Source organism: Serratia sp. JKS000199, assembly GCF_900215455.1.
Lineage (GTDB): Bacteria > Pseudomonadota > Gammaproteobacteria > Enterobacterales > Enterobacteriaceae > Serratia > Serratia ureilytica.
In genome coordinates this window covers 4,215,098-4,239,226 of the sequence record NZ_LT907843.1, presented here as the reverse complement: position 1 = coordinate 4,239,226, position 24,129 = coordinate 4,215,098, and the positions used below count along the sequence as shown (strand labels likewise).

Annotated in this window: 17 protein-coding genes, 4 tRNA genes, 3 rRNA genes and 1 riboswitch; of the genes, 18 read left to right on the top strand and 6 right to left on the bottom strand. The window is 56.9% G+C overall.

The window, feature by feature from the left end:
• Nucleotides 1-206 precede the first annotated feature (206 nt).
• A complete protein-coding gene (locus tag CPH57_RS20090; RefSeq protein WP_033645220.1) occupies nt 207-1,655 on the bottom strand; it encodes a dihydrolipoyl dehydrogenase in 1,449 nt (482 codons plus the stop codon).
• Nucleotides 1,656-1,727: 72 nt separating this feature from the next.
• Nucleotides 1,728-2,459 (bottom strand): glutathione peroxidase, encoded by a 732-nt coding sequence (locus tag CPH57_RS20085; protein ID WP_015379403.1) that lies wholly within the window; start codon nt 2,457-2,459, stop codon nt 1,728-1,730.
• A gap of 151 nt (nt 2,460-2,610) precedes the next feature.
• Here CPH57_RS20085 and oxyR point away from each other — a divergent pair, with 151 nt between their 5' ends.
• Nucleotides 2,611-3,528, top strand: a complete 918-nt coding sequence (gene oxyR / locus CPH57_RS20080) for a DNA-binding transcriptional regulator OxyR (protein ID WP_033652202.1) — start codon at nt 2,611-2,613, stop codon at nt 3,526-3,528.
• Here the strand turns inward: oxyR and sthA are convergent.
• Complete coding sequence (sthA, locus tag CPH57_RS20075; RefSeq protein WP_004931047.1) at nt 3,511-4,908, bottom strand: Si-specific NAD(P)(+) transhydrogenase; 1,398 nt, start codon at nt 4,906-4,908, stop codon at nt 3,511-3,513. The two genes, oxyR and sthA, sit on opposite strands and share 18 nt — an antisense overlap.
• 218 nt (nt 4,909-5,126) lie before the next feature.
• Here sthA and fabR point away from each other — a divergent pair, with 218 nt between their 5' ends.
• Both fabR and CPH57_RS20065 read left to right on the top strand, forming a co-directional pair.
• Nucleotides 5,127-5,759 (top strand): HTH-type transcriptional repressor FabR, encoded by a 633-nt coding sequence (gene fabR / locus CPH57_RS20070; RefSeq protein ID WP_004931044.1) that lies wholly within the window; start codon nt 5,127-5,129, stop codon nt 5,757-5,759.
• A gap of 15 nt (nt 5,760-5,774) precedes the next feature.
• Nucleotides 5,775-6,146 carry a YijD family membrane protein gene (locus CPH57_RS20065; RefSeq protein ID WP_025304650.1) on the top strand — a complete coding sequence of 124 codons (372 nt, stop codon included), beginning with the start codon at nt 5,775-5,777 and terminating at the stop codon, nt 6,144-6,146.
• 34 nt (nt 6,147-6,180) lie between these two features.
• On the opposite strand, the gene trmA is transcribed toward CPH57_RS20065, so the two are convergent.
• Complete coding sequence (gene trmA, locus CPH57_RS20060; protein WP_047025843.1) at nt 6,181-7,284, bottom strand: tRNA (uridine(54)-C5)-methyltransferase TrmA; 1,104 nt, start codon at nt 7,282-7,284, stop codon at nt 6,181-6,183.
• Nucleotides 7,285-7,406: 122 nt separating this feature from the next.
• A riboswitch (cobalamin riboswitch) is annotated at nt 7,407-7,620 on the top strand.
• A 68-nt stretch (nt 7,621-7,688) separates the two neighbouring features.
• Here trmA and btuB point away from each other — a divergent pair.
• The 9 genes from btuB (at nt 7,689) to CPH57_RS20015 (ending at nt 16,174) form a co-directional block, all read left to right on the top strand.
• The gene (gene btuB / locus CPH57_RS20055; RefSeq protein WP_033645223.1) at nt 7,689-9,560 is read left to right on the top strand and encodes a TonB-dependent vitamin B12 receptor BtuB; all 1,872 of its coding nucleotides are present in this window, start codon (nt 7,689-7,691) and stop codon (nt 9,558-9,560) included.
• Nucleotides 9,505-10,368: a glutamate racemase gene (gene murI, locus CPH57_RS20050; protein WP_025921004.1), complete on the top strand. Its 864-nt coding sequence runs from the start codon at nt 9,505-9,507 to the stop codon at nt 10,366-10,368. Before btuB ends, murI begins: the two co-directional genes overlap by 56 nt.
• A 373-nt stretch (nt 10,369-10,741) precedes the next feature.
• A 16S ribosomal RNA gene (locus CPH57_RS20045) occupies nt 10,742-12,283 on the top strand.
• A gap of 74 nt (nt 12,284-12,357) precedes the next feature.
• A tRNA-Ile gene (locus tag CPH57_RS20040) sits at nt 12,358-12,434 on the top strand.
• 38 nt (nt 12,435-12,472) lie between these two features.
• Nucleotides 12,473-12,548: transfer RNA gene (locus CPH57_RS20035), tRNA-Ala, on the top strand.
• A 206-nt stretch (nt 12,549-12,754) separates the two neighbouring features.
• Nucleotides 12,755-15,661: ribosomal RNA gene (locus CPH57_RS20030) — 23S ribosomal RNA — on the top strand.
• Between the two features lie 99 nt (nt 15,662-15,760).
• Nucleotides 15,761-15,876: ribosomal RNA gene (gene rrf / locus CPH57_RS20025) — 5S ribosomal RNA — on the top strand.
• Together the 16S, 23S and 5S rRNA genes with 4 tRNA genes alongside form the textbook arrangement of a ribosomal RNA operon.
• A 94-nt stretch (nt 15,877-15,970) precedes the next feature.
• Nucleotides 15,971-16,047 (top strand) — tRNA-Asp (locus tag CPH57_RS20020).
• A 51-nt stretch (nt 16,048-16,098) separates the two neighbouring features.
• Nucleotides 16,099-16,174: transfer RNA gene (locus CPH57_RS20015), tRNA-Trp, on the top strand.
• A gap of 269 nt (nt 16,175-16,443) precedes the next feature.
• On the opposite strand, the gene hdfR is transcribed toward CPH57_RS20015, so the two are convergent.
• Entirely contained in the window at nt 16,444-17,271 is an 828-nt protein-coding gene (gene hdfR / locus CPH57_RS20010; protein ID WP_033645382.1) for an HTH-type transcriptional regulator HdfR, read from the bottom strand.
• 119 nt (nt 17,272-17,390) lie between these two features.
• On the opposite strand from hdfR, the gene CPH57_RS20005 reads away from it, so the two are divergent.
• Complete coding sequence (locus CPH57_RS20005; RefSeq protein ID WP_004929946.1) at nt 17,391-17,729, top strand: DUF413 domain-containing protein; 339 nt, start codon at nt 17,391-17,393, stop codon at nt 17,727-17,729.
• A 28-nt stretch (nt 17,730-17,757) separates the two neighbouring features.
• Here the strand turns inward: CPH57_RS20005 and CPH57_RS20000 are convergent, their stop codons facing one another.
• Nucleotides 17,758-19,281 (bottom strand): YifB family Mg chelatase-like AAA ATPase, encoded by a 1,524-nt coding sequence (locus tag CPH57_RS20000; protein WP_033645381.1) that lies wholly within the window; start codon nt 19,279-19,281, stop codon nt 17,758-17,760.
• 341 nt (nt 19,282-19,622) lie between these two features.
• Here CPH57_RS20000 and CPH57_RS19995 point away from each other — a divergent pair, with 341 nt between their 5' ends.
• The 5 genes from CPH57_RS19995 (at nt 19,623) to CPH57_RS19975 (ending at nt 24,080) form a co-directional block, all read left to right on the top strand.
• Nucleotides 19,623-20,855, top strand: coding sequence for an MFS transporter (locus CPH57_RS19995; protein ID WP_033645380.1), 1,233 nt, complete (start codon nt 19,623-19,625; stop codon nt 20,853-20,855).
• A gap of 133 nt (nt 20,856-20,988) precedes the next feature.
• The gene (ilvL, locus tag CPH57_RS19990; protein WP_013814970.1) at nt 20,989-21,087 is read left to right on the top strand and encodes an ilv operon leader peptide; all 99 of its coding nucleotides are present in this window, start codon (nt 20,989-20,991) and stop codon (nt 21,085-21,087) included.
• 142 nt (nt 21,088-21,229) lie between these two features.
• On the top strand, nt 21,230-22,876 hold the full coding sequence (gene ilvG / locus CPH57_RS19985; RefSeq protein WP_033645379.1) for an acetolactate synthase 2 catalytic subunit: 1,647 nt from the start codon (nt 21,230-21,232) through the stop codon (nt 22,874-22,876).
• Nucleotides 22,873-23,130, top strand: a complete 258-nt coding sequence (gene ilvM / locus CPH57_RS19980) for an acetolactate synthase 2 small subunit (protein ID WP_096242676.1) — start codon at nt 22,873-22,875, stop codon at nt 23,128-23,130. Before ilvG ends, ilvM begins: the two co-directional genes overlap by 4 nt.
• Before the next feature lie 23 nt (nt 23,131-23,153).
• Nucleotides 23,154-24,080 carry a branched-chain amino acid transaminase gene (locus tag CPH57_RS19975; protein WP_033645378.1) on the top strand — a complete coding sequence of 309 codons (927 nt, stop codon included), beginning with the start codon at nt 23,154-23,156 and terminating at the stop codon, nt 24,078-24,080.
• Nucleotides 24,081-24,129: the final 49 nt, after the last annotated feature.

Below are 24,129 nucleotides of genomic sequence, written 5' to 3'. Positions count from 1 at the left end.
CTGCCGCTGTTGCAAATCAGCGATGTCATCCCTGATCTCGTTCAGTTGCCTTTGTTTTAGTATCGTTATTGATATCACTTCAATATCGAAGCATAAAAAATGAGCGCAGGAGGGCCGTGAGGCAAGAGGAGGGAGGAAAATCTGGAAAGCGCTGCGCAAAAAAACCGGGCCTGAAGGCCCGGTAGGTGTGAACGGATAAGAAGGCGTTATTCGCCCGGACAGCGCTGACAGCGTTCGATTTCGGCCGTGCCGAGTTTGAGCTTCGCCTGCAGGTCGCGCAGCGCAGTGCGCAAGCCTTCTTCGATCACCGGATGATAGAACGGCATGTCCAGCATCTGATCGACGGTCATCTGCTGTTGGTGCGCCCAGGCTAACAGGTGCGCAATGTGTTCGGCGTCCGGGCCGATCATTTCCGCGCCGAGGAAACGGCCGGTGCCTTGCTCGCCGTAAACGTGCAGAACGCCCTTGTTGCGCAGCATCACCCGCGAGCGGCCCTGATTCTCAAACGAGACCTTGCCCACTTCAAAACATCCGCAGGCGCTGAACTTCTCGCTCAGCTCGCGGAAGGTCGAGCCGACCATGGCGATCTGCGGATCGGAGAACACCACCGAAATCGCGCTGCGGCGCAGACCCGGATTGATCTCCGGGAAGCTGCCGGCATTGGCGCCGGCGATGCGTGCCTGATCGCTGGCCTCATGCAACAGCGGCAGTTGGTTGCTGGCGTCGCCGGCGATAAAGATATGCGGCACGCTGGTTTGCATCGTCAGGCGGTCGGCCAGCGGCACGCCTCGAGCGTCGAGCTGTAGGCCGGTGTTTTCAAGACCCAGCCGATCGACGTTGGGGCGGCGGCCGGTGGCGGCCAGCACGTAGTCCACCAGGATCTCCTGCGACTGGCCCTGCAGATCCTGATAGCGGATAAATACGCGGTCGCCTTCGCGCTGCATCATCTCCACTTTCACGTCGGCGTCGAGGTAGAATTCTTCCCCCAGCGCCTTCGCAGCGTAATCGCGCACGGCGCTGTCGGTCAGCGGCCCGACGGCGCCGCCGATGCCGAAGACCTTGGTGTCGACGCCGAGGCGGTGCAGCGCTTGCCCCAACTCCAGCCCGATCACGCCAGGGCCGAATACCGCCACGGACTGCGGCAAGTCATCCCAGTTGAACAGATCGTCGTTGACGATCAGGCGATCGCCCAGTTCATTCCACGGCGCCGGCCAACTGGGGCGAGAGCCGGTGGCGATCACGATGCGCTGCGCCACGATGCGCGTATGGTCATCGACCTGCAGCGTGTTGTCGTCGATAAAGCGGGCATAGCCCTGAATTTTGTCGGCGGCCGGGATCTCGTCCACGCCTTCCAGCACGAAGCCGACGAAACGATCGCGTTCGCGTTTGACGCGCGCCATCACCTCGCGTCCGTCGATACGCGTTTTGCCGGTTGGGTGCACGCCAAAGCCCGGCGCACGTTCGATTTGATGCACCGCTTCGGCGGCGGCGATCAGTAATTTGGATGGCATGCAGCCAACGCGCGCACAGGTGGTGCCGTAAGGCCCGCCTTCAATCATCACCACGCTGGGGGTAGACAGTTTGGCCGCGCGATAGGCGCCGAGCCCTGCGGTGCCGCCGCCGATGACCGCGACATCAACGTTCAACAGTTTCATATCCGCTCCTGAAAGGTAAAAAAAGGGCGGGCCGTAGCCCGCCAAAGTTCACGTTGGCTTTGTTATTACTTATTAAGCTGACAGGAATGTTTCCAGATCGTCGCTGCCGCCAATGTGACGGCCGCCGATGAAGACCTGCGGCACCGTGGCGCGGCCGCTGACGGCGCGCAGGCTGACGGTGGTAGCGTCTTTGCCCAGCACAATCTCTTCATACTGAATGCCGCGCTCTTGCAGCATCTGCTTGGCTTTGGCGCAGAATGGGCAGCCCGGTTTGGTGAACAGGGAGACCGATTCCTGCACTTTGAATTCCGGCGCCAGGTATTTCAGCATGGTGTCGGCGTCGGACACTTCAAACGGGTCGCCCGGCTTGTTCGGCTCAACAAACATTTTCTCGACCACGCCGTTGCGTACCAGCATCGAGTAGCGCCATGAGCGAGGGCCAAAGCCCAGATCCGCTTTCTCGACCAGCATGTTCATGCCTTTGGTGAATTCACCGTTGCCGTCCGGCACGAAGGTGATGTTTTCCGCATGTTGGTCGGCTTTCCAGGCGTTCATGACGAAGGTGTCGTTCACGGAGACGCAAAGAATGCTGTCGACGCCGTGCTGCTTGAATACGCTGGACAGTTCGTTGTAGCGCGGCAGGTGGCTCGAAGAACAGGTCGGCGTGAACGCGCCCGGCAGCGAGAAAACAATGACGGTTTTGTTTTTGAACAGGTCATCAGTGGTCACATCAATCCATTGGTCGCCCTGACGGGTGTGGAAAGTAACCTGAGGAACTTTCTTGCCTTCTTGACTGGTAAACATTGATTAACCCCTTAATTAGGAAAAGTAATTTTTAGCATTTAGCGCGATATCGCTTCGTTGGGACACATTATTGTCGCTGGGGCTTGATAGATCTAATCGCTCATTGCTATCTTATCTATCGCCATGAGCTATCATGGAATGGAGGGAAACAATGAATATTCGTGATTTAGAGTATCTGGTCGCCTTGGCCGAGCACCGGCACTTCCGCCGCGCGGCCGATTCATGCCATGTAAGCCAACCCACGCTGAGCGGGCAGATCCGCAAGCTGGAAGACGAGTTGGGCGTCATGCTGCTCGAACGCACCAGCCGCAAGGTGCTGTTCACCCAGGCGGGTCTGTTGCTGGTGGAGCAGGCGCGTACTGTGCTGCGAGAAGTGAAAGTATTGAAGGAGATGGCCAGCCAGCAGGGCGAAGCCATGTCCGGGCCGTTGCACATCGGCCTGATCCCGACCGTGGGGCCTTATCTGCTGCCGCAGATCATCCCGACGCTGCACAAAACGTTCCCGAAACTGGAAATGTACCTGCACGAAGCGCAAACCCATCAGCTGCTGGCGCAACTCGACAGCGGCAAACTGGACTGCGCCATTCTGGCATTGGTTAAGGAAACCGAGGCGTTTATCGAAGTGCCTTTGTTCGATGAACCGATGAAGCTGGCGGTGTACTCCGATCACCCGTGGGCGCAGCGCGAGCGCGTGCCGATGCCGGATTTGGCGGGTGAGAAACTGCTGATGCTGGAGGATGGCCACTGCCTGCGCGATCAGGCGATGGGCTTCTGCTTCCAGGCGGGCGCGGACGAAGATACCCACTTCCGCGCCACCAGTCTGGAAACGCTGCGCAATATGGTCGCGGCCGGCAGCGGCATTACCCTGCTGCCGTCACTGGCGGTACCGCCGCAGCGCGAACGCGACGGCGTCTGCTATCTGGATTGCTACAAGCCGGAGCCGAAGCGCACCATCGCGCTGGTGTACCGCCCCGGCTCCCCTTTGCGCAGCCGTTATGAGCAACTGGCCGAGGCGATCCGCGAACACATGCAGGGCTACATCGACAGCGCGTTAAAACAGGCGGTTTAAGCCGTTTAGCGCCGCCACCCGGTAGGCTTCGGCCATGGTCGGATAGTTGAAGGTCGTATTAACGAAATACTCGATAGTATTGCCTTCACCTTTCTGTTCCATGATCGCCTGGCCGATGTGGATGATCTCCGCCGCACGCTCGCCGAAGCAGTGGATCCCAAGGATCTGCAGGGTGTCGCGATGGAACAGGATCTTCAGGCTGCCGACGTTCATCCCGGCTATCTGCGCGCGCGCCAGATGCTTGAACTGGGCGCGGCCCACTTCATACGGCACCTTCATCGCGGTCAGTTCCTGCTCGGTTTTGCCGACGGAGCTGATTTCCGGAATGGTGTAGATGCCGGTCGGGATATCTTCGATTAAGTGACCGCTGGCTTCGCCGGAGGCGATCGCTTGCGCGGCGATGCGGCCCTGATCGTAGGCGGCGGAAGCCAGGCTCGGATAGCCGATCACGTCACCGACCGCATAAATGTGCGACAGCGCGGTTTGATACATGCTGTTCACTTTCAGCAGCCCGCGGCTGTCCGACTCCAGGCCGACGTTCTCCAACCCCAGCGAATCGGTGTTGCCGGTACGGCCGTTGGCGTACAGCAGGCAGTCCGCTTTCACCTTCTTGCCGGACTTCAGGTGCACGATCACGCCGTCTTCGGTGCCTTCGATCTTCTCGAATTCTTCGTTGTGGCGGATCACCACGCCGTTGTTCCAGAAGTGGTAAGAGAGCGAATCCGACATCTCCTGATCGAGGAACGCCAGCAGACGATCGCGGGTGTTGATCAGATCGACCTTGACGTTCAGGCCGCGGAAGATGGACGCATACTCGCAGCCGATCACCCCGGCGCCGTAAATGATCACGTGGCGCGGCTCATGGCTCAGCTCGAGAATGGAATCGCTGTCGTAGATGCGCGGATGGTTGAAGTCGACGCTGGCCGGATGGTAAGGACGCGAGCCGCAGGCGATCACGATGTGATCGGCGCGGATGGTGTCCTGGGTGCCGTCCATGTAGCTGACGCTGACGGTGTTGGCGTCGATGAAGCGCGCGTCGCCGGCGAACAGTTTGCACTGGTTCCGCTCATAGAACCCTTGGCGCATTCGGGTCTGCTGGCTGATGACGTTATCGGCGTGGCGTAAAATGTCAGGGAAGGTCGCGCTGAGCGTGCGCGAGTTGTTGTAAAGCGGGTTCTGGTTGAATTCGATAATGCGGCTGACGGCGTGGCGGAGGGCTTTGGAGGGGATGGTGCCCCAATGGGTACATCCGCCGCCTACGTTATTGTACCGTTCGATAACGGCCACGCGGGCGCCTTGTTTCACCAGCCCCATGGCGGCACCTTCACCACCAGGGCCCGAGCCAATCACAATGGCATCAAATTGATAGTGCTGTTGCATGTAGGAGAGACCTGTTTTTTTATACAAGATTACAACGGTATCTTAACATCATAGCGCTGCTCACCCAATCACCATTAGGCTTTTTGAGTCAAAGCACAATCGGCTCAGGGCGGAAGTGTGATAGAGCGCGTTAGTATAAATGCTGTTGCAATAAAATTTGCTATATTGCCGAGTCTAGGGCGTTAGACTGAGAAAATGGAACCTATCCGGATATGCATATGGGCGTCAGAGCACAACAAAAAGAACGGACTCGTCGTTCCCTGATCGAAGCCGCTTTCAGCCAGCTGAGCGCCGAACGCAGCTTCGCCAGTCTGAGCCTGCGGGAAGTTTCACGCGAGGCGGGCATCGCGCCCACGTCGTTTTATCGCCATTTCCGCGATGTGGACGAGTTGGGGCTGACCATGGTGGATGAAAGCGGCCTGATGCTGCGTCAGTTGATGCGCCAGGCGCGCCAACGCATCGCCAAGGGCGGCAGCGTGATCCGCACCTCGGTGTCCACCTTTATGGAGTTTATCGGCAACAACCCGAACGCCTTCCGCCTGCTGCTGCGCGAGCGCTCCGGCACGTCGGCGGCATTCCGTGCGGCGGTGGCGCGCGAGATCCAGCATTTCATCGCCGAACTGGCGGACTACCTCGAGTTGGAAAATCACATGCCGCGCAGCTTTACCGAAGCGCAGGCGGAAGCGATGGTCACCATCGTGTTCAGCGCCGGCGCGGAAGCGCTGGATATCGACGTCGAGCAGCGGCAGCAGCTGGAAGAACGGCTGGTGCTGCAACTGCGGATGATCTCCAAAGGGGCGTATTACTGGTATCGTCGCGAACAAGAAAAAGCTTCTGTGTCCCACGTATAAAAAAGGTAAAAAATGATGGAAAAACCAGGCCGTGAAAATGGCACCTTACTGCTGGCGTTGATTGCCGGCCTTTCGATCAACGGTTCCTTTGCCGCGCTGTTCAGCTCGGTGGTGCCGTTTTCGATCTTCCCGCTGATCGCGTTGGTGCTGGCGGTGTACTGCCTGCATCAGCGTTACCTGAACCGCGCCATGCCGGATGGCATGCCGAAGCTGGCGGCGGCCTGTTTCCTGCTGGGGCTGCTGTTGTACAGCGCCATCGTGCGCGCCGAGTATCCGCAGATCGGCTCCAACTTCCTGCCGTCGGTGATCTGCGTGGCGCTGGTGCTGTGGATCGGCATGAAACTGAAGGCGCGCAAGGCGCCGGATGCGCCGACTCAAGAATCGTAATGAAACGGGGCGCCATCATGGCGCCCCTGTCATATCAGCGGTGCTTTTCCAGCAACACGCCGCACTCCATGTGATGGGTATACGGGAACTGATCGAACAGCGCCAGACGGCTGACCCGGTGGGTGGCCTGCAGCGTTTCCAGGTTGGCGCACAGCGTTTCCGGATTGCATGAAATATACAGAATGCGCGGGTAAGCCTGCACCATCTTCACCGTTTCATCGTCCAGCCCGCTGCGCGGCGGATCGACGAAAATCGTCTCGCAGTTGTAGCCGCTCAGATCGATGCCTTTCAACCGGTTGAATTCGCGTACTCCATTCATCGCCTGAGTGAAGTCTTCCGCCGCCATGCGGATGATCTGCACGTTGTCGATATGGTTGGCGGCGATGTTGTACTGCGCCGCCGCCACCGACGGTTTGGCGATCTCGGTCGCCAGCACGCGCTCGAAATTGCGCGCCAGCGCCAGCGAGAAGTTGCCGTTGCCGCAGTACAGCTCCAGCAAATCGCCTTTGGAACCGGCGGTGACCGCCAACGCCCACTCCAGCATCTGCACGTTCATGGCCGCGTTGGGCTGAGTGAAACTGTTTTCCACCTGGCGATAAATCATGTCGCGGCCGGCGACCGGCAGCACTTCGTCAACATAATCCTGGTCGAGCATGATCTTGGTCTTCGACGCTCGGCCGATCAGCTGCAGGTCGAAACCCTGCGCGCGCAGCTCGTCGCGCAACTGCTCGGCGCGCTGTTGCCAAACGTCATCCAGCTTGCGGTGATACAGCAGCGAAGCGATGATTTTGCCGCTTCGCGTCGACAGATAATCTATCTGGAACAGCTTGTGGCGCAGGATCGGCTCCGGTTTCAGCGCGGCGATCAGGGCGGTCATCAGGCGGTTGATCAGCTCGCTGGCCGCCGGGAACTGATCGACGCGAATACGCTGCTTGGTCTGCTGATCGAACATGATGTGATACATGTCTTCCGCGTCGTGCCAGATGCGGAATTCGGCGCGCATGCGGTAGTGGTCGACTGGCGAGCGGAACACTTCCGGCTCGGGCGCCGCGAACGGTGACATCAACGTCTTCAGGCGGGCGACTTTCTCCGCCAGTTGGTCATCGTAACGTTCAATAGGCAAATTCTCGGGCGTCATGTGTTTCTTCTCGTCAGGCAAATTTGATCAGCGGGGATTGTAGGGAATCAGCCCGTGAAGTCCAGTTTTGTCGCGTTTATTATTTGTAACATTAATGGCAGTCTAGACATCTATTTGCATTGATCGTAGCATTGCCGTCCGGCCTCAAGCAGCGAGTGAAAAGGGAATCCGGTGTGAATCCGGAGCTGACGCGCAGCGGTAAGGGGAAGTCACGGCGATAGCGTTTCGACGCAGACACTGTCCACTGCAGGATGGGAAGTCATCGCCCGTTGCCGGTCGCGCCCTGCGGCCCGCAAATCCCAAGCCCGAAGACCTGCCGGTGTTACGTCGCAATGTCCGTGGCCGTCGCGAACTACCGGCCATGATCCTGCGGCATCCGCCAATTAAGTTTGGATGCTTTTCTCATGACAATTACAAAAAATACGCTGCTGGCGGTGGTCTCTTCCGTCACGGCTTTTTCTGGATGGGCGCAAGACAACACCACAGCCACGAATGGCGATAACCTGGTGGTTACCGCCAACCGTTTCCCGCAGCCGGTTTCTTCCGTGCTGGCGCCGACCACCATCGTCACCCGTAACGATATCGATCGTTGGCAGGCCAAGAGCCTGACCGACGTGATGCGCCGTTTGCCGGGCGTGGACGTTGGCCAAAACGGCGGGTTGGGGCAAAAGAGCTCGCTGTTTATTCGCGGCACCAACTCCAGCCACGTGCTGGTGCTAATTGACGGCATTCGCCTTAATCAGGCGGGCGTCAGCGGCTCTTCTGACCTTAGCCAAATCCCGATTTCGTTGGTGCAGAAAGTCGAATACATCCGCGGCCCGCGCTCGGCGGTGTACGGCTCCGACGCCATCGGCGGCGTGGTCAACATTATTACCACCCGCGAAAAGAACGGTACTACGCTCTCAGCCGGCGTCGGCTCCAACGGCTATCAATCCTATGACGCGTCGACTCAACAGCAGTTGGGCGACAGCACCGTGGCGACGGTGGCGGGTGACTACACCTACACCAAAGGGTATGACGTGGTGGCCTACGGCAGCACCGGCATGCAAAGCCAACAGGATCGCGATGGCTTTATGAGTAAGTCGCTGTATGGTGCGCTTGAGCACCAGTTCAGCGAATCGGTCAGCGGTTTTGTGCGCGGGTATGGTTACGACAACCGCACGGCGTATGATAGTTATTATTCCTCACCGACCAGCCCTCTGCTGGATACGCGCAAACTGTATAGCCAAACCTGGGATACCGGATTGCGCTATAAAGAAGGCATTTACGCAACACAAGTGATTGGCAGCTACAGCCATAGCAAGGATTACGATTACGATCCTCGCCTCGGCATGCATGACAGCTCGGCCAGCCTGGTGGATTCCGAACAGTACAACCTGCAGTGGGGCAATACGCTGCAGGTTGGACAGGGTACCGTAAGCTCTGGCGTCGACTGGCAGCAACAGAAAATCAAACCGGATTCCACCACCGTGAAGGGTGAAAAAAGCCAACGTGATGCAGGCATCTACCTGACCGCGCAGCAACTGGTTGGCCCGGTGACGTTGGAAGGTGCGGTTCGAGGTGACGATCATTCCGAGTTTGGCTGGCATGGCACCTGGCAAACCAGCGCGGCCTGGGAATTCGTCGAGGGATACCGTTTTATCGCGTCGTATGGCACGGCGTTCAAAGCACCGAATATGAGCCAGCTATACGGCAACTTCGGTAACAACACCGATCTGAAACCGGAAGAAAGCAAGCAGTGGGAAGGTGGCTTTGAAGGGCTGACCGGCCCGGTGACCTGGCGCATCTCCGGTTATCGCAACGACATCGACAATTTGATCGATTCCACGGGGGAAACCAACTACGTCTATTACAACGTGGGTAAGGCGACCATCAAAGGGATTGAAGCTACGGCCTCATTTGATACCGGCCCGTTGACGCATCAGATTGGTTATGACTATGTCGATCCTCGCAACGCCAAGACCAATGAAGTGCTGCTGCGGCGCGCCAAGCAGCAGGTGAAATATGAGCTGGACTGGCAGCTGTATGACTTTGACTGGGCGGTGACTTATCAATATCTGGGTCAACGTTATGACAAGGATTACAGTACCTATCCGGAACAAAGCGTTAAACTTGGCGGCGTGAGTCTGTGGGATCTCGCAGTTTCGTATCCGGTCACATCTCATCTGACAGTTCGTGGTAGAATTGCCAACCTGTTTGATAAAGATTATGAGACGGCCTATGGCTACGCTACTCCAGGAAGAGAATACTACCTCACTGGAAGCTATACCTTCTAACAGTACCGCCACACCTCGCCCGACGGTGCTGGTTTTCGATTCCGGCGTCGGCGGGCTGTCGGTGTATCAAGAGATTCGGCAGTTGCTGCCGGATCTCCACTATATATACGCGTTCGACAACGTGGCGTTCCCCTACGGCGAGAAGTCCGAAGAGTTTATCGTTGAGCGCGTGCTGGAGATTGTCGGCGCGGTGCAGCAACGTCATCCTCTGGCGATTGTCGTCATCGCCTGCAACACCGCCAGCACGGTCTCCTTGCCGGCCCTGCGCGAGCGTTTCAGTTTCCCTGTCGTGGGCGTGGTGCCCGCCATCAAACCGGCGGCCCGTCTTACCGTTAACGGCATTGTCGGCCTGTTGGCGACCCGCGGCACCGTACAGCGCAGCTACACCCACGAACTGATTTCCCGTTTCGCCACCGACTGCAAGATTGAACTGCTGGGCTCTTCAGAACTGGTGGAGCTAGCGGAAGCCAAGCTGCATGGCGAAGCCGTGCCGCTACCGGTGCTGAAGAAGATCCTGCATCCGTGGCTGAGCATGCGCGAGCCGCCGGATACCGTCGTGCTGGGCTGCACCCATTTCCCTCTATTAGCTGAAGAGCTGATGCAAGTGTTGCCGGAAGGCACCCGATTGGTGGATTCCGGCGCGGCGATTGCCCGTCGCACCGCCTGGCTCATCTCTACGCAGGAAAACCTGGTCTCGAGCCAGGAAGAGAATCTGGCGTATTGCATGGCGTTAAATGAAGATACTGACGCTTTATTGCCCGTTTTGCAGGGCTATGGCTTTAAATCGTTGAAAAAACTGCCGCTTTAACGGTGTTTTGGTTAAACATTCAACGGTCAGAAAAAATATTGAAAATAGGGGTTGCGGCCCGCCGAGAACTCCCTATAATGCGCCTCCACTGACCGGGAACAACGACTGACAAGCCGCCGGGTCAGCGAGAAGAAAGCGAAATAAACGCTTGACTCTCCGGGTGAAAAGCGTAATATACGCAGCCCGCGCCGATGAGTTTCTCGGCACTGCTCTTTAACAATTTATCAGACAATCTGTGTGGGCACTCCACAAGACGATATCCAGCATCTTCGGATGCAAAAAAATATCAAGTCTTGAAGAGTGACTAACTGAAGTAAAATTCATGCAGTAAATCTTTGAGCATCGCTTCTCGAGTGGAAGCAAATCAAGCTTTTAATTGAAGAGTTTGATCATGGCTCAGATTGAACGCTGGCGGCAGGCTTAACACATGCAAGTCGAGCGGTAGCACAGGGGAGCTTGCTCCCTGGGTGACGAGCGGCGGACGGGTGAGTAATGTCTGGGAAACTGCCTGATGGAGGGGGATAACTACTGGAAACGGTAGCTAATACCGCATAACGTCGCAAGACCAAAGAGGGGGACCTTCGGGCCTCTTGCCATCAGATGTGCCCAGATGGGATTAGCTAGTAGGTGGGGTAATGGCTCACCTAGGCGACGATCCCTAGCTGGTCTGAGAGGATGACCAGCCACACTGGAACTGAGACACGGTCCAGACTCCTACGGGAGGCAGCAGTGGGGAATATTGCACAATGGGCGCAAGCCTGATGCAGCCATGCCGCGTGTGTGAAGAAGGCCTTCGGGTTGTAAAGCACTTTCAGCGAGGAGGAAGGTGGTGAGCCTAATACGCTCATCAATTGACGTTACTCGCAGAAGAAGCACCGGCTAACTCCGTGCCAGCAGCCGCGGTAATACGGAGGGTGCAAGCGTTAATCGGAATTACTGGGCGTAAAGCGCACGCAGGCGGTTTGTTAAGTCAGATGTGAAATCCCCGGGCTCAACCTGGGAACTGCATTTGAAACTGGCAAGCTAGAGTCTCGTAGAGGGGGGTAGAATTCCAGGTGTAGCGGTGAAATGCGTAGAGATCTGGAGGAATACCGGTGGCGAAGGCGGCCCCCTGGACGAAGACTGACGCTCAGGTGCGAAAGCGTGGGGAGCAAACAGGATTAGATACCCTGGTAGTCCACGCTGTAAACGATGTCGATTTGGAGGTTGTGCCCTTGAGGCGTGGCTTCCGGAGCTAACGCGTTAAATCGACCGCCTGGGGAGTACGGCCGCAAGGTTAAAACTCAAATGAATTGACGGGGGCCCGCACAAGCGGTGGAGCATGTGGTTTAATTCGATGCAACGCGAAGAACCTTACCTACTCTTGACATCCAGAGAACTTAGCAGAGATGCTTTGGTGCCTTCGGGAACTCTGAGACAGGTGCTGCATGGCTGTCGTCAGCTCGTGTTGTGAAATGTTGGGTTAAGTCCCGCAACGAGCGCAACCCTTATCCTTTGTTGCCAGCGGTTCGGCCGGGAACTCAAAGGAGACTGCCAGTGATAAACTGGAGGAAGGTGGGGATGACGTCAAGTCATCATGGCCCTTACGAGTAGGGCTACACACGTGCTACAATGGCGTATACAAAGAGAAGCGACCTCGCGAGAGCAAGCGGACCTCATAAAGTACGTCGTAGTCCGGATTGGAGTCTGCAACTCGACTCCATGAAGTCGGAATCGCTAGTAATCGTAGATCAGAATGCTACGGTGAATACGTTCCCGGGCCTTGTACACACCGCCCGTCACACCATGGGAGTGGGTTGCAAAAGAAGTAGGTAGCTTAACCTTCGGGAGGGCGCTTACCACTTTGTGATTCATGACTGGGGTGAAGTCGTAACAAGGTAACCGTAGGGGAACCTGCGGTTGGATCACCTCCTTACCTAAAGATATTAGTTCGAGTGGCGTGCTCACACAGATTGTCTGATAGAAAGTAACGAGCAGAAATACCTTTATAGGCTTGTAGCTCAGGTGGTTAGAGCGCACCCCTGATAAGGGTGAGGTCGGTGGTTCAAGTCCACTCAGGCCTACCACTTCTTGTAAGTGGAAAAGGTACTGCACGTGACTGTATGGGGCTATAGCTCAGCTGGGAGAGCGCCTGCCTTGCACGCAGGAGGTCAGCGGTTCGATCCCGCTTAGCTCCACCATATAGTCCGGTATTGAATACTTCAGAGTATATTGGCGACAGTATGCTGCGAAGTATTTTGCTCTTTAACAATCTGGAACAAGCTGAAAATTGAAACATGACGGCTGAAATTTATCCCTCCGTAGATGTATTGGGATGAAGAGTAACCTGTCATAGAGTCTCTCAAATGTTTGCAGCGCGAACGATGGAAACATCTTCGGGTTGTGAGGTTAAGTGACTAAGCGTACACGGTGGATGCCTAGGCAGTCAGAGGCGATGAAGGGCGTGCTAATCTGCGAAAAGCGTCGGTAAGGTGATATGAACCGTTATAACCGGCGATACCCGAATGGGGAAACCCAGTGTGTTTCGACACACTATCATGTCATGAATACATAGTGGCATGAGGCGAACCGGGGGAACTGAAACATCTAAGTACCCCGAGGAAAAGAAATCAACCGAGATTCCCCCAGTAGCGGCGAGCGAACGGGGAGGAGCCCAGAACCTGAATCGGCTTGTGTGTTAGTGGAAGCGTCTGGAAAGTCGCGCAGTAAAGGGTGATAGCCCCGTACACTAAAATGCACAGGTCGTGAGTTCGATGAGTAGGGCGGGACACGTGACATCCTGTCTGAATATGGGGGGACCATCCTCCAAGGCTAAATACTCCTGACTGACCGATAGTGAACCAGTACCGTGAGGGAAAGGCGAAAAGAACCCCGGCGAGGGGAGTGAAATAGAACCTGAAACCGTGTACGTACAAGCAGTGGGAGCACCTTCGTGGTGTGACTGCGTACCTTTTGTATAATGGGTCAGCGACTTATATTTTGTAGCAAGGTTAACCGTATAGGGGAGCCGTAGGGAAACCGAGTCTTAACTGGGCGAATAGTTGCAAGGTATAGACCCGAAACCCGGTGATCTAGCCATGGGCAGGTTGAAGGTTGGGTAACACTAACTGGAGGACCGAACCGACTAATGTTGAAAAATTAGCGGATGACTTGTGGCTGGGGGTGAAAGGCCAATCAAACCGGGAGATAGCTGGTTCTCCCCGAAAGCTATTTAGGTAGCGCCTCGTGAACTCATCTTCGGGGGTAGAGCACTGTTTCGGCTAGGGGGCCATCCCGGCTTACCAAACCGATGCAAACTCCGAATACCGAAGAATGTTATCACGGGAGACACACGGCGGGTGCTAACGTCCGTCGTGAAGAGGGAAACAACCCAGACCGCCAGCTAAGGTCCCAAAGTCATGGTTAAGTGGGAAACGATGTGGGAAGGCATAGACAGCCAGGATGTTGGCTTAGAAGCAGCCATCATTTAAAGAAAGCGTAATAGCTCACTGGTCGAGTCGGCCTGCGCGGAAGATGTAACGGGGCTAAACCATGCACCGAAGCTGCGGCAGCGACGCTTAGCGTTGTTGGGTAGGGGAGCGTTCTGTAAGCCGTTGAAGGTGGCCTGTGAGGGTTGCTGGAGGTATCAGAAGTGCGAATGCTGACATAAGTAACGATAAAGCGGGTGAAAAGCCCGCTCGCCGGAAGACCAAGGGTTCCTGTCCAACGTTAATCGGGGCAGGGTGAGTCGACCCCTAAGGCGAGGCTGAAAAGCGTAGTCGATGGGAAACAGGTTAATATTCCTGTACTTGGTGTTACTGCGAAGGGGGGACGGAGAAGGCTAGGCTAGCCGGGCGACGGTTGTCCCGGTTTAAGCGTGTAGGGGGTGTGACCTGGTAAATCCGGTTGCATACTAACCCTGAGGCGTGATGACGATGCACTACGGTGCAGAAGTAGTTGATGCCCTGCTTCCAGGAAAATCCTCTAAGCTCCAGGTAACATTAAATCGTACCCCAAACCGACACAGGTGGTCAGGTAGAGAATACCAAGGCGCTTGAGAGAACTCGGGTGAAGGAACTAGGCAAAATGGTGCCGTAACTTCGGGAGAAGGCACGCTGGCATGTAGGTGAAGTCCCTCGCGGATGGAGCTGAAGCCAGTCGAAGATACCAGCTGGCTGCAACTGTTTAATAAAAACACAGCACTGTGCAAACACGAAAGTGGACGTATACGGTGTGACGCCTGCCCGGTGCTGGAAGGTTAATTGATGGGGTCAGCCGCAAGGCGAAGCTCTTGATCGAAGCCCCAGTAAACGGCGGCCGTAACTATAACGGTCCTAAGGTAGCGAAATTCCTTGTCGGGTAAGTTCCGACCTGCACGAATGGCGTAATGATGGCCAGGCTGTCTCCACCCGAGACTCAGTGAAATTGAACTCGCTGTGAAGATGCAGTGTACCCGCGGCAAGACGGAAAGACCCCGTGAACCTTTACTATAGCTTGACACTGAACATTGAGCCTTGATGTGTAGGATAGGTGGGAGGCTTTGAAGCGTGGACGCCAGTCTGCGTGGAGCCATCCTTGAAATACCACCCTTTAATGTTTGATGTTCTAACTCGGCCCCATAATCTGGGGTGAGGACAGTGTCTGGTGGGTAGTTTGACTGGGGCGGTCTCCTCCCAAAGAGTAACGGAGGAGCACGAAGGTTAGCTAATCACGGTCGGACATCGTGAGGTTAGTGCAAAGGCATAAGCTAGCTTGACTGCGAGAGTGACGGCTCGAGCAGGTACGAAAGTAGGTCTTAGTGATCCGGTGGTTCTGAATGGAAGGGCCATCGCTCAACGGATAAAAGGTACTCCGGGGATAACAGGCTGATACCGCCCAAGAGTTCATATCGACGGCGGTGTTTGGCACCTCGATGTCGGCTCATCACATCCTGGGGCTGAAGTAGGTCCCAAGGGTATGGCTGTTCGCCATTTAAAGTGGTACGCGAGCTGGGTTTAGAACGTCGTGAGACAGTTCGGTCCCTATCTGCCGTGGGCGTTGGAAGATTGAGAGGGGTTGCTCCTAGTACGAGAGGACCGGAGTGAACGCACCACTGGTGTTCGGGTTGTCATGCCAATGGCATTGCCCGGTAGCTAAGTGCGGAAAAGATAAGCGCTGAAAGCATCTAAGCGCGAAACTTGCCTCAAGATGAGTCTTCCCTGGGCCTTCAAGGCCCCTGAAGGAACGTTTAAGACTAAGACGTTGATAGGCTGGGTGTGTAAGTGCAGCGATGCATTGAGCTAACCAGTACTAATGATCCGTGAGGCTTAACCTTACAACACCGAAGGTGTTTTTAGAGAGATTTTCAGCGACGTTCCAAGATTGGTTCTGATGGCTTCATGGAAGTGAGGCGGTTGGAATGAAACAGAATTTGCCTGGCGGCAATAGCGCGGTGGTCCCACCTGACCCCATGCCGAACTCAGAAGTGAAACGCCGTAGCGCCGATGGTAGTGTGGGGTCTCCCCATGCGAGAGTAGGACACTGCCAGGCATCAAATAAACGTTATCAGTGTGACGACTGGTAATGCGCAAGTCGCAGAGCGCGATATTGCCGGTATCGAAAGATACAACGTAAAAGAATCGGTGGAGCGGTAGTTCAGTTGGTTAGAATACCTGCCTGTCACGCAGGGGGTCGCGGGTTCGAGCCCCGTCCGTTCCGCCACTTATTTAATTATGCCTGCTTTTTTAGCAGGCATAATGTTAAGCGAGATTTAGGGGCGTAGCTCAGTTGGTAGAGCACCGGTCTCCAAAACCGGGTGTCGCGAGTTCGAGTCTCTCCGCCCCTGCCATATTAAGAACCCTTTGCGAAAGCAAAGGGTTTTTTTTTACCTATTATCCCTTCCCTTGGAGCATTCCCGCTTTGGAAAAGAGCGTATTGGCTGCTCTATGCTGATGTCTATCTGATCCGAGTTGCCTTATGATCTTTCGATCTTTACCCCCGCAGACCTCCTGATTCTCCTACCGTTTTGCATTTTCTTCTCTCAGAAGGCGATGGGCGGTTTTTGGTATGATAGACAGCCATGACCACGGCGGCGGCTTTTAAGGCCGCCATAGCGCTTTAGGCTGCGGTATTTAAAGGTATTTTAAGTAATTGCCGAATCAAAGGCTGTTGATCGCTGTTTTGCAACCAGACGGCATACAGTGGGCGGACAATCGGCGGGATCTCGGCGGCGGCAAGCAACTGCGGATACTCTTTTTCCCACTGGCTGGGCAGGAAAGCGCATCCGCCTGTGGTTTCCAGCAACTGACGCGTCAGGTGTGCCGAGGTGGTCGTGAGTACCGGCACGTTATCACCTTCCAACATGCGGTTTTCCTGTTGGTGGAAGTCGGCCCCCCATTCCAGCTTGATGTAAGGCATGGGGGATTGTTTGTCACGACGCGCGGATGAGAACAGGCGTAATGAGAAATTGCCCAGCTGCTGGCTGGCCAGTTCGTCCATCTTTGGCGGCTCAGTGGTGATCAGTAAATCGAGCTGCCTTTCATGCAGTTGCTTTACCAAAGAGTGCCTTAAGGCCACCCTGGCTTCGAGCTGCAGCGCCTCTCTTTGTTGATAGAGAGATTGCAACCAGGGGGTCAAATAAGCCTCCCACAACGAGGCAGTCGCGCCGATCGACAGCTCGGTATGTTGCAGTGAACGCACGACCTCTTTCTTCGCCAACTGCCAGGTGTTCATCAGGCTTTCGGCATAGGGAAGAAGCCGCTCGCCGGCAGGCGTCAGGCGGATGTTATTGCGATGACGGGTAAATAAATTTGCGCCCAACTGGTTTTCTAACTGACGGATGCGGAAACTGACCGCGGACTGCGTTAAGTACAAAGATTCTGCGGCTCTGCCAAAGTGACGCGTTCTACTGACCTCCAAAAAGGTTTTCAGTAATTCGGTATCCACACCTATCTCCAAAAAAATTTGTCGTTAAGATTTAAATGTTTTGTTTTACACGCTGTCAAGCCTATCTAATACTCCGCGCCATAAACAGCACGGCCATAAGAGAATTAGGAGCGTGTCAGATGGCGGATAGCTTCACCACGACCAATCGTTTTTTTGATAATAAACATTACCCTCGCGGGTTCTCCCGTCACGGCGATTTCACCATTAAAGAGGCGCAATTGCTAGAGCGCTTCGGCTACGCGTTTAACGAGCTGGACTCGGGCAAACGCCAGCCGGCCACTGAAGAAGAACAGCTGTTCGTCGCAGTGTGCCGCGGTGAGCGCGAAGCGGCTACCGAGCAGGAAAAAGTATGGGCTAAATATCTGGCGCGCACACGTCGCCCGAAGAAATTCCATACGTTGTCCGGCGGTAAGCCGCAGGCTGACGCAGTAGAAGATTACAGCGACAGCGAAGACTAAAGACGATGGGGCCTTCGGGCCCCATTTTCTATTCCAGACTACGATGCAGTTGTAACAGCAGACGGTCCATACTGCGATAGCTCAGCGCTTCGCTCAGGTGGCGCCTGCCGATCTCGGCATCCCCCGCCAAATCCGCCAGCGTGCGCGCCACTTTCAAGATGCGCTGCCAGGCGCGGACCGATAACCCCAACGCGTTTAATGTCGCTTCCAAAAACTCGGCGTCTGCCGCCTGCAACACGCAATCCCGTTCCACTTCACGGTTGGTTAACAGCGCGTTGATTTTACCGGCGCGTTCGAGCTGCCGGGTGCGTGCCTGTCGCACTCTTTCCCGCACCTGCTCGCTGCTTTCTCCCTGAGTTTGCCGCTTACTGAGCGTACCTGGAGGTAACAGCGGCACTTCGATAGACAGATCGAAACGATCGAGAAAAGGCCCTGACAGCCGGGCCAGGTAGCGCAGCACCTGCTGCGGCGAGGCGCGATTATGCATACCCTGGTAATGCCCGGTTGGGCTGGGATTCATCGCCGCGATCAATTGCACCTTGGCCGGGAAGCAGACCTTGGCGTTGGCACGTGAAATCACGATCTCGCCGGATTCCAGCGGTTCACGCAGCGCATCCAGCACCTTACGCTCGAATTCCGGCAGCTCATCCAGAAACAGCACGCCGTTATGCGCCATAGATATCTCACCCGGGCGCGGCAGTGAGCCGCCGCCGACCAACGCCGCCATCGATGCGCTGTGATGCGGTGCGCGAAATGGCCTCTGGCGCCATGGCAAAGCGGTGAGAACAGGATGCTGCAAGCTGGCGACCGCCAGGCTTTCCAGCGCCTCAGGTTCCGTCAGCGGCGGCAGTAAGCCCGTCAGTCGACTGGCCAGCATGGTTTTACCGGTGCCCGGCGGCCCAATCAACAATAGGTTATGCCCGCCGGCGGCAGCGATCTCTAATGCCCGCTTGGCCTGCTCTTGGCCGATGATGTCGCGCAGATCTGCGTTCTCGTGCGGGTTTTCTGCCGCGGGAGGCGTGATGGCTACCGGCAGCTCGCCCTGGCCGAGCAAAAAGGCACAGACCTCCAACAGGTGTTGGGCAGTATGGGATTGTGACTGCGCAATCAGGCCGACCTCGGCGGCGTTGTCCGTGGAGAGGACCAATTGTCGCCCGGCGTCAGCCGCCGCCAGCGCCGCCGGGATGGCGCCTCTGACCGCGCGCAGCGCGCCGGACAGCGCCAGTTCGCCAAGAAACTCGTAGCGTGCCAACGGGGCGAGGGGCAGTTGCTCGGAGGCGGCGAGGATCGCCAGCGCAATCGGCAGATCGTAGCGCCCGCCTTCTTTCGGCAGATCGGCCGGCGCCAAATTGACGGTGATGCGGCGGGCGGGAAAGGTGAAACCGTTGTTGATCAGGGCGCTGCGCACCCGATCGCGCGCCTCTTTTACCGTGGTTTCCGGCAGGCCAACCAGCGTCAGGCCGGGCAGGCCATTGCTGATATGCACCTCTACCGTTACGGAAGGGGCCTGAACGCCGATGATGGCGCGGCTATAGATTACCGCCAGTGACATATCGCTCTCCTTGCTGAGGGCGGCATGATGCGCGATTTATCCAGGTGCCGCGCGGCGTTCTTGGCATTTTTTCCATGAAACTCGCAGCATAATCACTGATTTTCATCGAATTGAAAAAGATTGTGCGAACCGCCTCGCAGCCTGTGGCAATACCCATTAACAATTCGCTGAAGCCTGCAACACATTAGCGGCCTGTACGCATTGCAGCCATAGGCTTGATGGGTGTATTTAACAATTGATTAAAAGAAAAATCACTTCTTTAACACACTCCGACCGCCGCGGCAGTCTGCCCGGCAGCCGCTAAATCTCCTGACTTCGTACTCTACGGTAGGGATAACACTATGTTTGGTTGGACCCCGCTGCAACGCAATGCGGCAATCGCCAGTTTTTCAAGCTGGACGCTCGACGCTTTCGATTTTTTCGTACTGGTATTCTTACTCAGCGACATCGCACAATCCTTTCACGTCGGCCTGGAACAGGTCACGTTGGCGATTCTGCTCACGCTGGCGGTGCGGCCGATCGGCGCGCTGATCTTCGGGCGCGCTGCGGAAAAATATGGCCGCAAACCGATCCTGATGCTGAATATCGTCTTCTTCTCGGTGTTTGAGCTGCTCTCCGCCGCCGCGCCCTCGCTGACGGTCTTCTTGCTGTTACGAGTGTTGTACGGCGTTGCGATGGGCGGTATCTGGGGCGTGGCGTCATCATTGGCGATGGAAACCATACCGGACCGCTCGCGCGGCTTGATGTCGGGCATTTTCCAGGCCGGCTATCCGTTCGGTTATCTGCTGGCGGCGGTGGTGTACGGCCTGCTGTTCGAAACGGTCGGCTGGCGCGGCATGTTCGTCATCGGCGCGGCGCCGATCCTGCTGCTGCCGTTTATTTATTATTGCGTGCAGGAGTCGCCGGTGTGGCTGGCGGCGCGTGAACGTAAAGAAAGCAGCGCCTTGCTGCCGGTGTTGAAGAGCCACTGGAAGCTGTGCTGCTATCTGGTGCTGCTGATGGCGGCGTTCAATTTCTTCTCTCACGGCACGCAGGATCTGTATCCGGTATTTCTGAAAGTTCAGCACGGTTTCGATCCGAAAACCGTCAGTATCATCGCCATTAGCTACAATATCGCGTCAATTATCGGCGGCGTTTTCTTCGGTTCGTTATCGGAAAAAATCGGCCGCAAAAAAGCGATTATCATCGCCGCATTGTTGGCGTTACCGGTGATCCCGCTGTGGGCGTTTTCCAGCGGTTCGCTGATGCTCGGGATCGGCGCTTTCCTGATGCAATTCATGGTGCAGGGCGCCTGGGGCGTGGTGCCGACCTACCTGACCGAGCTGGTGCCGGCCAACACCCGCGCGGTGCTGCCGGGGTTCGTGTATCAGCTGGGCAACCTGATCGCTTCGGTCAACGCCACGCTGCAAGCCACCCTCGCCGAGCATCATGGGCATAATTACGGCCTGGCGATGGCCATGGTTGCCGGGACGGTGGCGGTGGCGATCGCTCTGTTGGTGTTCTTCGGCAAGGATACGCGCGGCAAGGCCATCACCGGCGCGGTGAAAAATCCAGGTATGCGCGCCAACGTGTGAAATCCGGGCGATTCGCGTGAGGTATGACCAGATTGCGCCGAATAATAACGCAAAAAAAGTGTTGTCATGTCGCGCGCGGCTGTGGTACCTCTGTAAGCATTAGTTCTGAATGAGCACAGTGAACAAACCCATTATGAAAGCCTTTGCCCAAGTGATTAGCCTAGTCGTGATTAGCGTGGTGGTGATTATTATCCCACCGTGCGGGGCTGCACTTGGACGAAGAAAGGCTTAGCAAACAAGCCGGAATCGCAAGAGAACCCCCGCACCGTCAGGTCCGGGGGTTTTTTATTGGCAAGAGAAAAGTGGAGCAAGGGGCAGAGCATGAAAAACAGAACAAAATCCTGCGGTTGTCGAAGTAAGGCGGGGAAATAACTATGAATGGCGCTCAGTGGGTAGTTCAAGCGTTGCGTGCGCAGGGTGTGGATACCGTATTCGGCTATCCGGGCGGGGCAATCATGCCGGTGTACGATGCGCTGTACGACGGCGGCGTGGAACACCTGCTGTGCCGCCATGAACAGGGCGCCGCCATGGCCGCCATCGGTTACGCCCGCGCCACCGGCAAAGTCGGTGTCTGTATCGCCACTTCCGGTCCCGGCGCCACCAACCTGATCACCGGGCTGGCGGATGCGCTGCTCGATTCCGTTCCCGTTGTCGCCATCACCGGTCAGGTGGGGTCCGCGCTGATCGGCACCGATGCCTTTCAGGAGATCGATGTTCTCGGCCTGTCTCTGGCCTGCACCAAGCACAGCTTCCTGGTGGAATCGCTGGATGCCTTGCCGGGCATCATGGCGGAAGCTTTCGCCATCGCCGCCGGCGGCCGTCCTGGCCCGGTGCTGATCGATATCCCGAAAGACATCCAGCTGGCGCAAGGCGACTTGCATCCGCATTTGATGCCGGTCGATGAAGCGCCGGCGTTACCGACGGCGGCGTTGGCCGAGGCGGCTGAGCTGCTGGCGCAGGCGCATAAACCGATGCTGTACGTTGGCGGCGGCGTGGGCATGGCGCAGGCGGTGCCGGCGCTGCGAGAGTTCATCGCGGTGACCCGCATGCCGAACGTCGCCACCCTGAAGGGGCTGGGCGCGCCGGATGCGCAAGATCCGCTGTACCTTGGCATGTTGGGCATGCACGGCACCAAGGCCGCTAACCTGGCGGTGCAGGAGTGCGATCTGCTGATCGCCGTCGGCGCGCGTTTCGATGACCGCGTGACCGGCAAGCTGAATGCCTTCGCGCCGCACGCCAAAGTGATCCACATGGACATCGACCCGGCGGAGATGAGCAAGCTGCGCCAGGCGCATGTGGCCCTGCAGGGCGATCTGAAAGCGTTGCTGCCGGCGTTGCAGCGCCCGCTGAACATCGCCGCCTGGCGGCAACGGGTGACGGCGCTGAAAGCCGATCACGCCTGCCGCTACGATCATCCCGGCCAGCCGATTTACGCGCCGCTGTTCTTGCGCCAGCTGTCCGCCCGCAAGCCGGCCAACAGCGTGGTGACCACCGACGTCGGCCAGCACCAGATGTGGAGCGCGCAGCACATGACGTTCGAGCGCCCGGAGAATTTCATCACCTCCAGCGGCCTCGGCACCATGGGGTTCGGCGTGCCGGCGGCGGTCGGGGCCCAGATCGCGCGTCCGCAAGATACGGTGATCTGTGTCTCGGGCGATGGCTCCTTCATGATGAACGTGCAAGAACTGGGCACCATTAAGCGCAAACAGCTGCCGCTGAAGATCGTGCTGCTGGACAACCAGCGCCTCGGAATGGTGCGCCAATGGCAGCAGCTGTTCTTCGACGGCCGCTACAGCGAAACCAACCTGTCCGATAACCCCGACTTCCTGATGCTGGCCGCCGCCTTCGGCATTCCCGGCCAGCGCATCAGCCGCAAGGATCAGGTGGAGGGCGCGCTCGAGGCGCTGTTCAACACCGAAGGCCCTTATCTGCTGCAGGTCTCTATCGACGAACTCGAAAACGTCTGGCCGCTGGTGCCGCCGGGCGCCGGCAACGAAACCATGTTGGAGGAAATATCATGATGCAGCATCAACTCTCGATCCAGGCGCGTTTTCGCCCCGAAATGTTAGAGCGCGTATTGCGGGTCGTGCGTCATCGCGGCTTTCAGGTTTGTGCTATGAATATGGTTTCCCCGGCCAACGCCGACAGCATCAATATCGAATTGACCGTTGCCAGCCCGCGTCCGGTCGACCTGTTGTCATCTCAATTAAGCAAACTGATGGACGTCTCCTGCGTCGAGATCCAGCAGCCAACATCACAACAAATACGCGCCTGAGGCGCCGAGAAGGATAAATAACAATGACAAAGAAAGCCGATTACATTTGGTTCAATGGTGAGATGGTTCCTTGGGCCGAGGCCAAAGTGCACGTGATGTCGCACGCGTTGCATTACGGCACGTCGGTGTTTGAAGGCGTACGCTGCTATGACTCGCACTTGGGGCCGGTGGTATTCCGTCATCGCGAGCATATGCAGCGCCTGCACGATTCGGCGAAAATCTACCGCATGCCGGTGTCGCAAAGCGTCGACGAGCTGATGGAAGCCTGCCGCGCTACGCTGCGCAAGAACAACCTGGTCAGCGCGTACATTCGTCCGCTGGTGTTCGTCGGCGATGTCGGCATGGGCGTCAACCCGCCGGCCGGTTATAAAACGGACGTGATTATCGCGGCGTTTCCTTGGGGCGCTTATTTGGGTGAAGAAGCGCTGGATCAAGGCATCGATGCGATGGTCTCCTCCTGGCACCGCGTCGCACCAAACACGATCCCCACTGCGGCCAAGGCCGGCGGCAACTATCTTTCCTCCCTGCTGGTGGGCAGCGAAGCGCGCCGCCACGGCTATCAGGAAGGCATCGCGCTCGACGTGCACGGCTACATTTCCGAAGGGGCGGGCGAGAACCTGTTTGAAGTGAAAGACGGCGTGCTCTATACCCCGCCGTTCACCTCGTCGGCGCTGCCGGGCATCACCCGCGACGCGATCATCAAGCTGGCGAAAGACATGGGCTTCGACGTGCGCGAGCAGGTGCTGTCGCGCGAATCGCTGTACCTGGCCGACGAAGTGTTCATGTCCGGCACCGCGGCGGAAATCACGCCGGTGCGCAGCGTGGACGGCATTCAGGTCGGTATCGGCAAATGCGGCCCGGTGACCAAACAGATCCAACAGGCGTTCTTCGGCCTGTTCAGCGGCAAGACCGAAGACAAATACGGGTGGCTGGATCCGGTAAACCCGTAACGACAAGGCTCGCCGCGCAGCGTGGCGGACGACAAGACAGACAAGATAA

Bases quoted from the DNA above. Each gene is read 5' to 3' on its own strand.
- oxyR (WP_033652202.1), top strand. From the start codon at position 2,611: ATGAATATTCGTGATTTAGAGTATCTGGTCGCCTTGGCCGAGCACCGG.
- ilvM (WP_096242676.1), top strand. From the start codon at position 22,873: ATGATGCAGCATCAACTCTCGATCCAGGCGCGTTTTCGCCCCGAAATG.
- sthA (WP_004931047.1), bottom strand. From the start codon at position 4,908: ATGCAACAGCACTATCAATTTGATGCCATTGTGATTGGCTCGGGCCCT.
- CPH57_RS20085 (WP_015379403.1), bottom strand. From the start codon at position 2,459: ATGTTTACCAGTCAAGAAGGCAAGAAAGTTCCTCAGGTTACTTTCCAC.
- murI (WP_025921004.1), top strand. From the start codon at position 9,505: ATGGCTACGCTACTCCAGGAAGAGAATACTACCTCACTGGAAGCTATA.
- CPH57_RS19995 (WP_033645380.1), top strand. From the start codon at position 19,623: ATGTTTGGTTGGACCCCGCTGCAACGCAATGCGGCAATCGCCAGTTTT.
- fabR (WP_004931044.1), top strand. From the start codon at position 5,127: ATGGGCGTCAGAGCACAACAAAAAGAACGGACTCGTCGTTCCCTGATC.
- CPH57_RS20005 (WP_004929946.1), top strand. From the start codon at position 17,391: ATGGCGGATAGCTTCACCACGACCAATCGTTTTTTTGATAATAAACAT.
- btuB (WP_033645223.1), top strand. From the start codon at position 7,689: ATGACAATTACAAAAAATACGCTGCTGGCGGTGGTCTCTTCCGTCACG.
- ilvG (WP_033645379.1), top strand. From the start codon at position 21,230: ATGAATGGCGCTCAGTGGGTAGTTCAAGCGTTGCGTGCGCAGGGTGTG.
- CPH57_RS20090 (WP_033645220.1), bottom strand. From the start codon at position 1,655: ATGAAACTGTTGAACGTTGATGTCGCGGTCATCGGCGGCGGCACCGCA.
- ilvL (WP_013814970.1), top strand. From the start codon at position 20,989: ATGAAAGCCTTTGCCCAAGTGATTAGCCTAGTCGTGATTAGCGTGGTG.
- CPH57_RS20000 (WP_033645381.1), bottom strand. From the start codon at position 19,281: ATGTCACTGGCGGTAATCTATAGCCGCGCCATCATCGGCGTTCAGGCC.
- CPH57_RS19975 (WP_033645378.1), top strand. From the start codon at position 23,154: ATGACAAAGAAAGCCGATTACATTTGGTTCAATGGTGAGATGGTTCCT.
- CPH57_RS20065 (WP_025304650.1), top strand. From the start codon at position 5,775: ATGGAAAAACCAGGCCGTGAAAATGGCACCTTACTGCTGGCGTTGATT.
- trmA (WP_047025843.1), bottom strand. From the start codon at position 7,284: ATGACGCCCGAGAATTTGCCTATTGAACGTTACGATGACCAACTGGCG.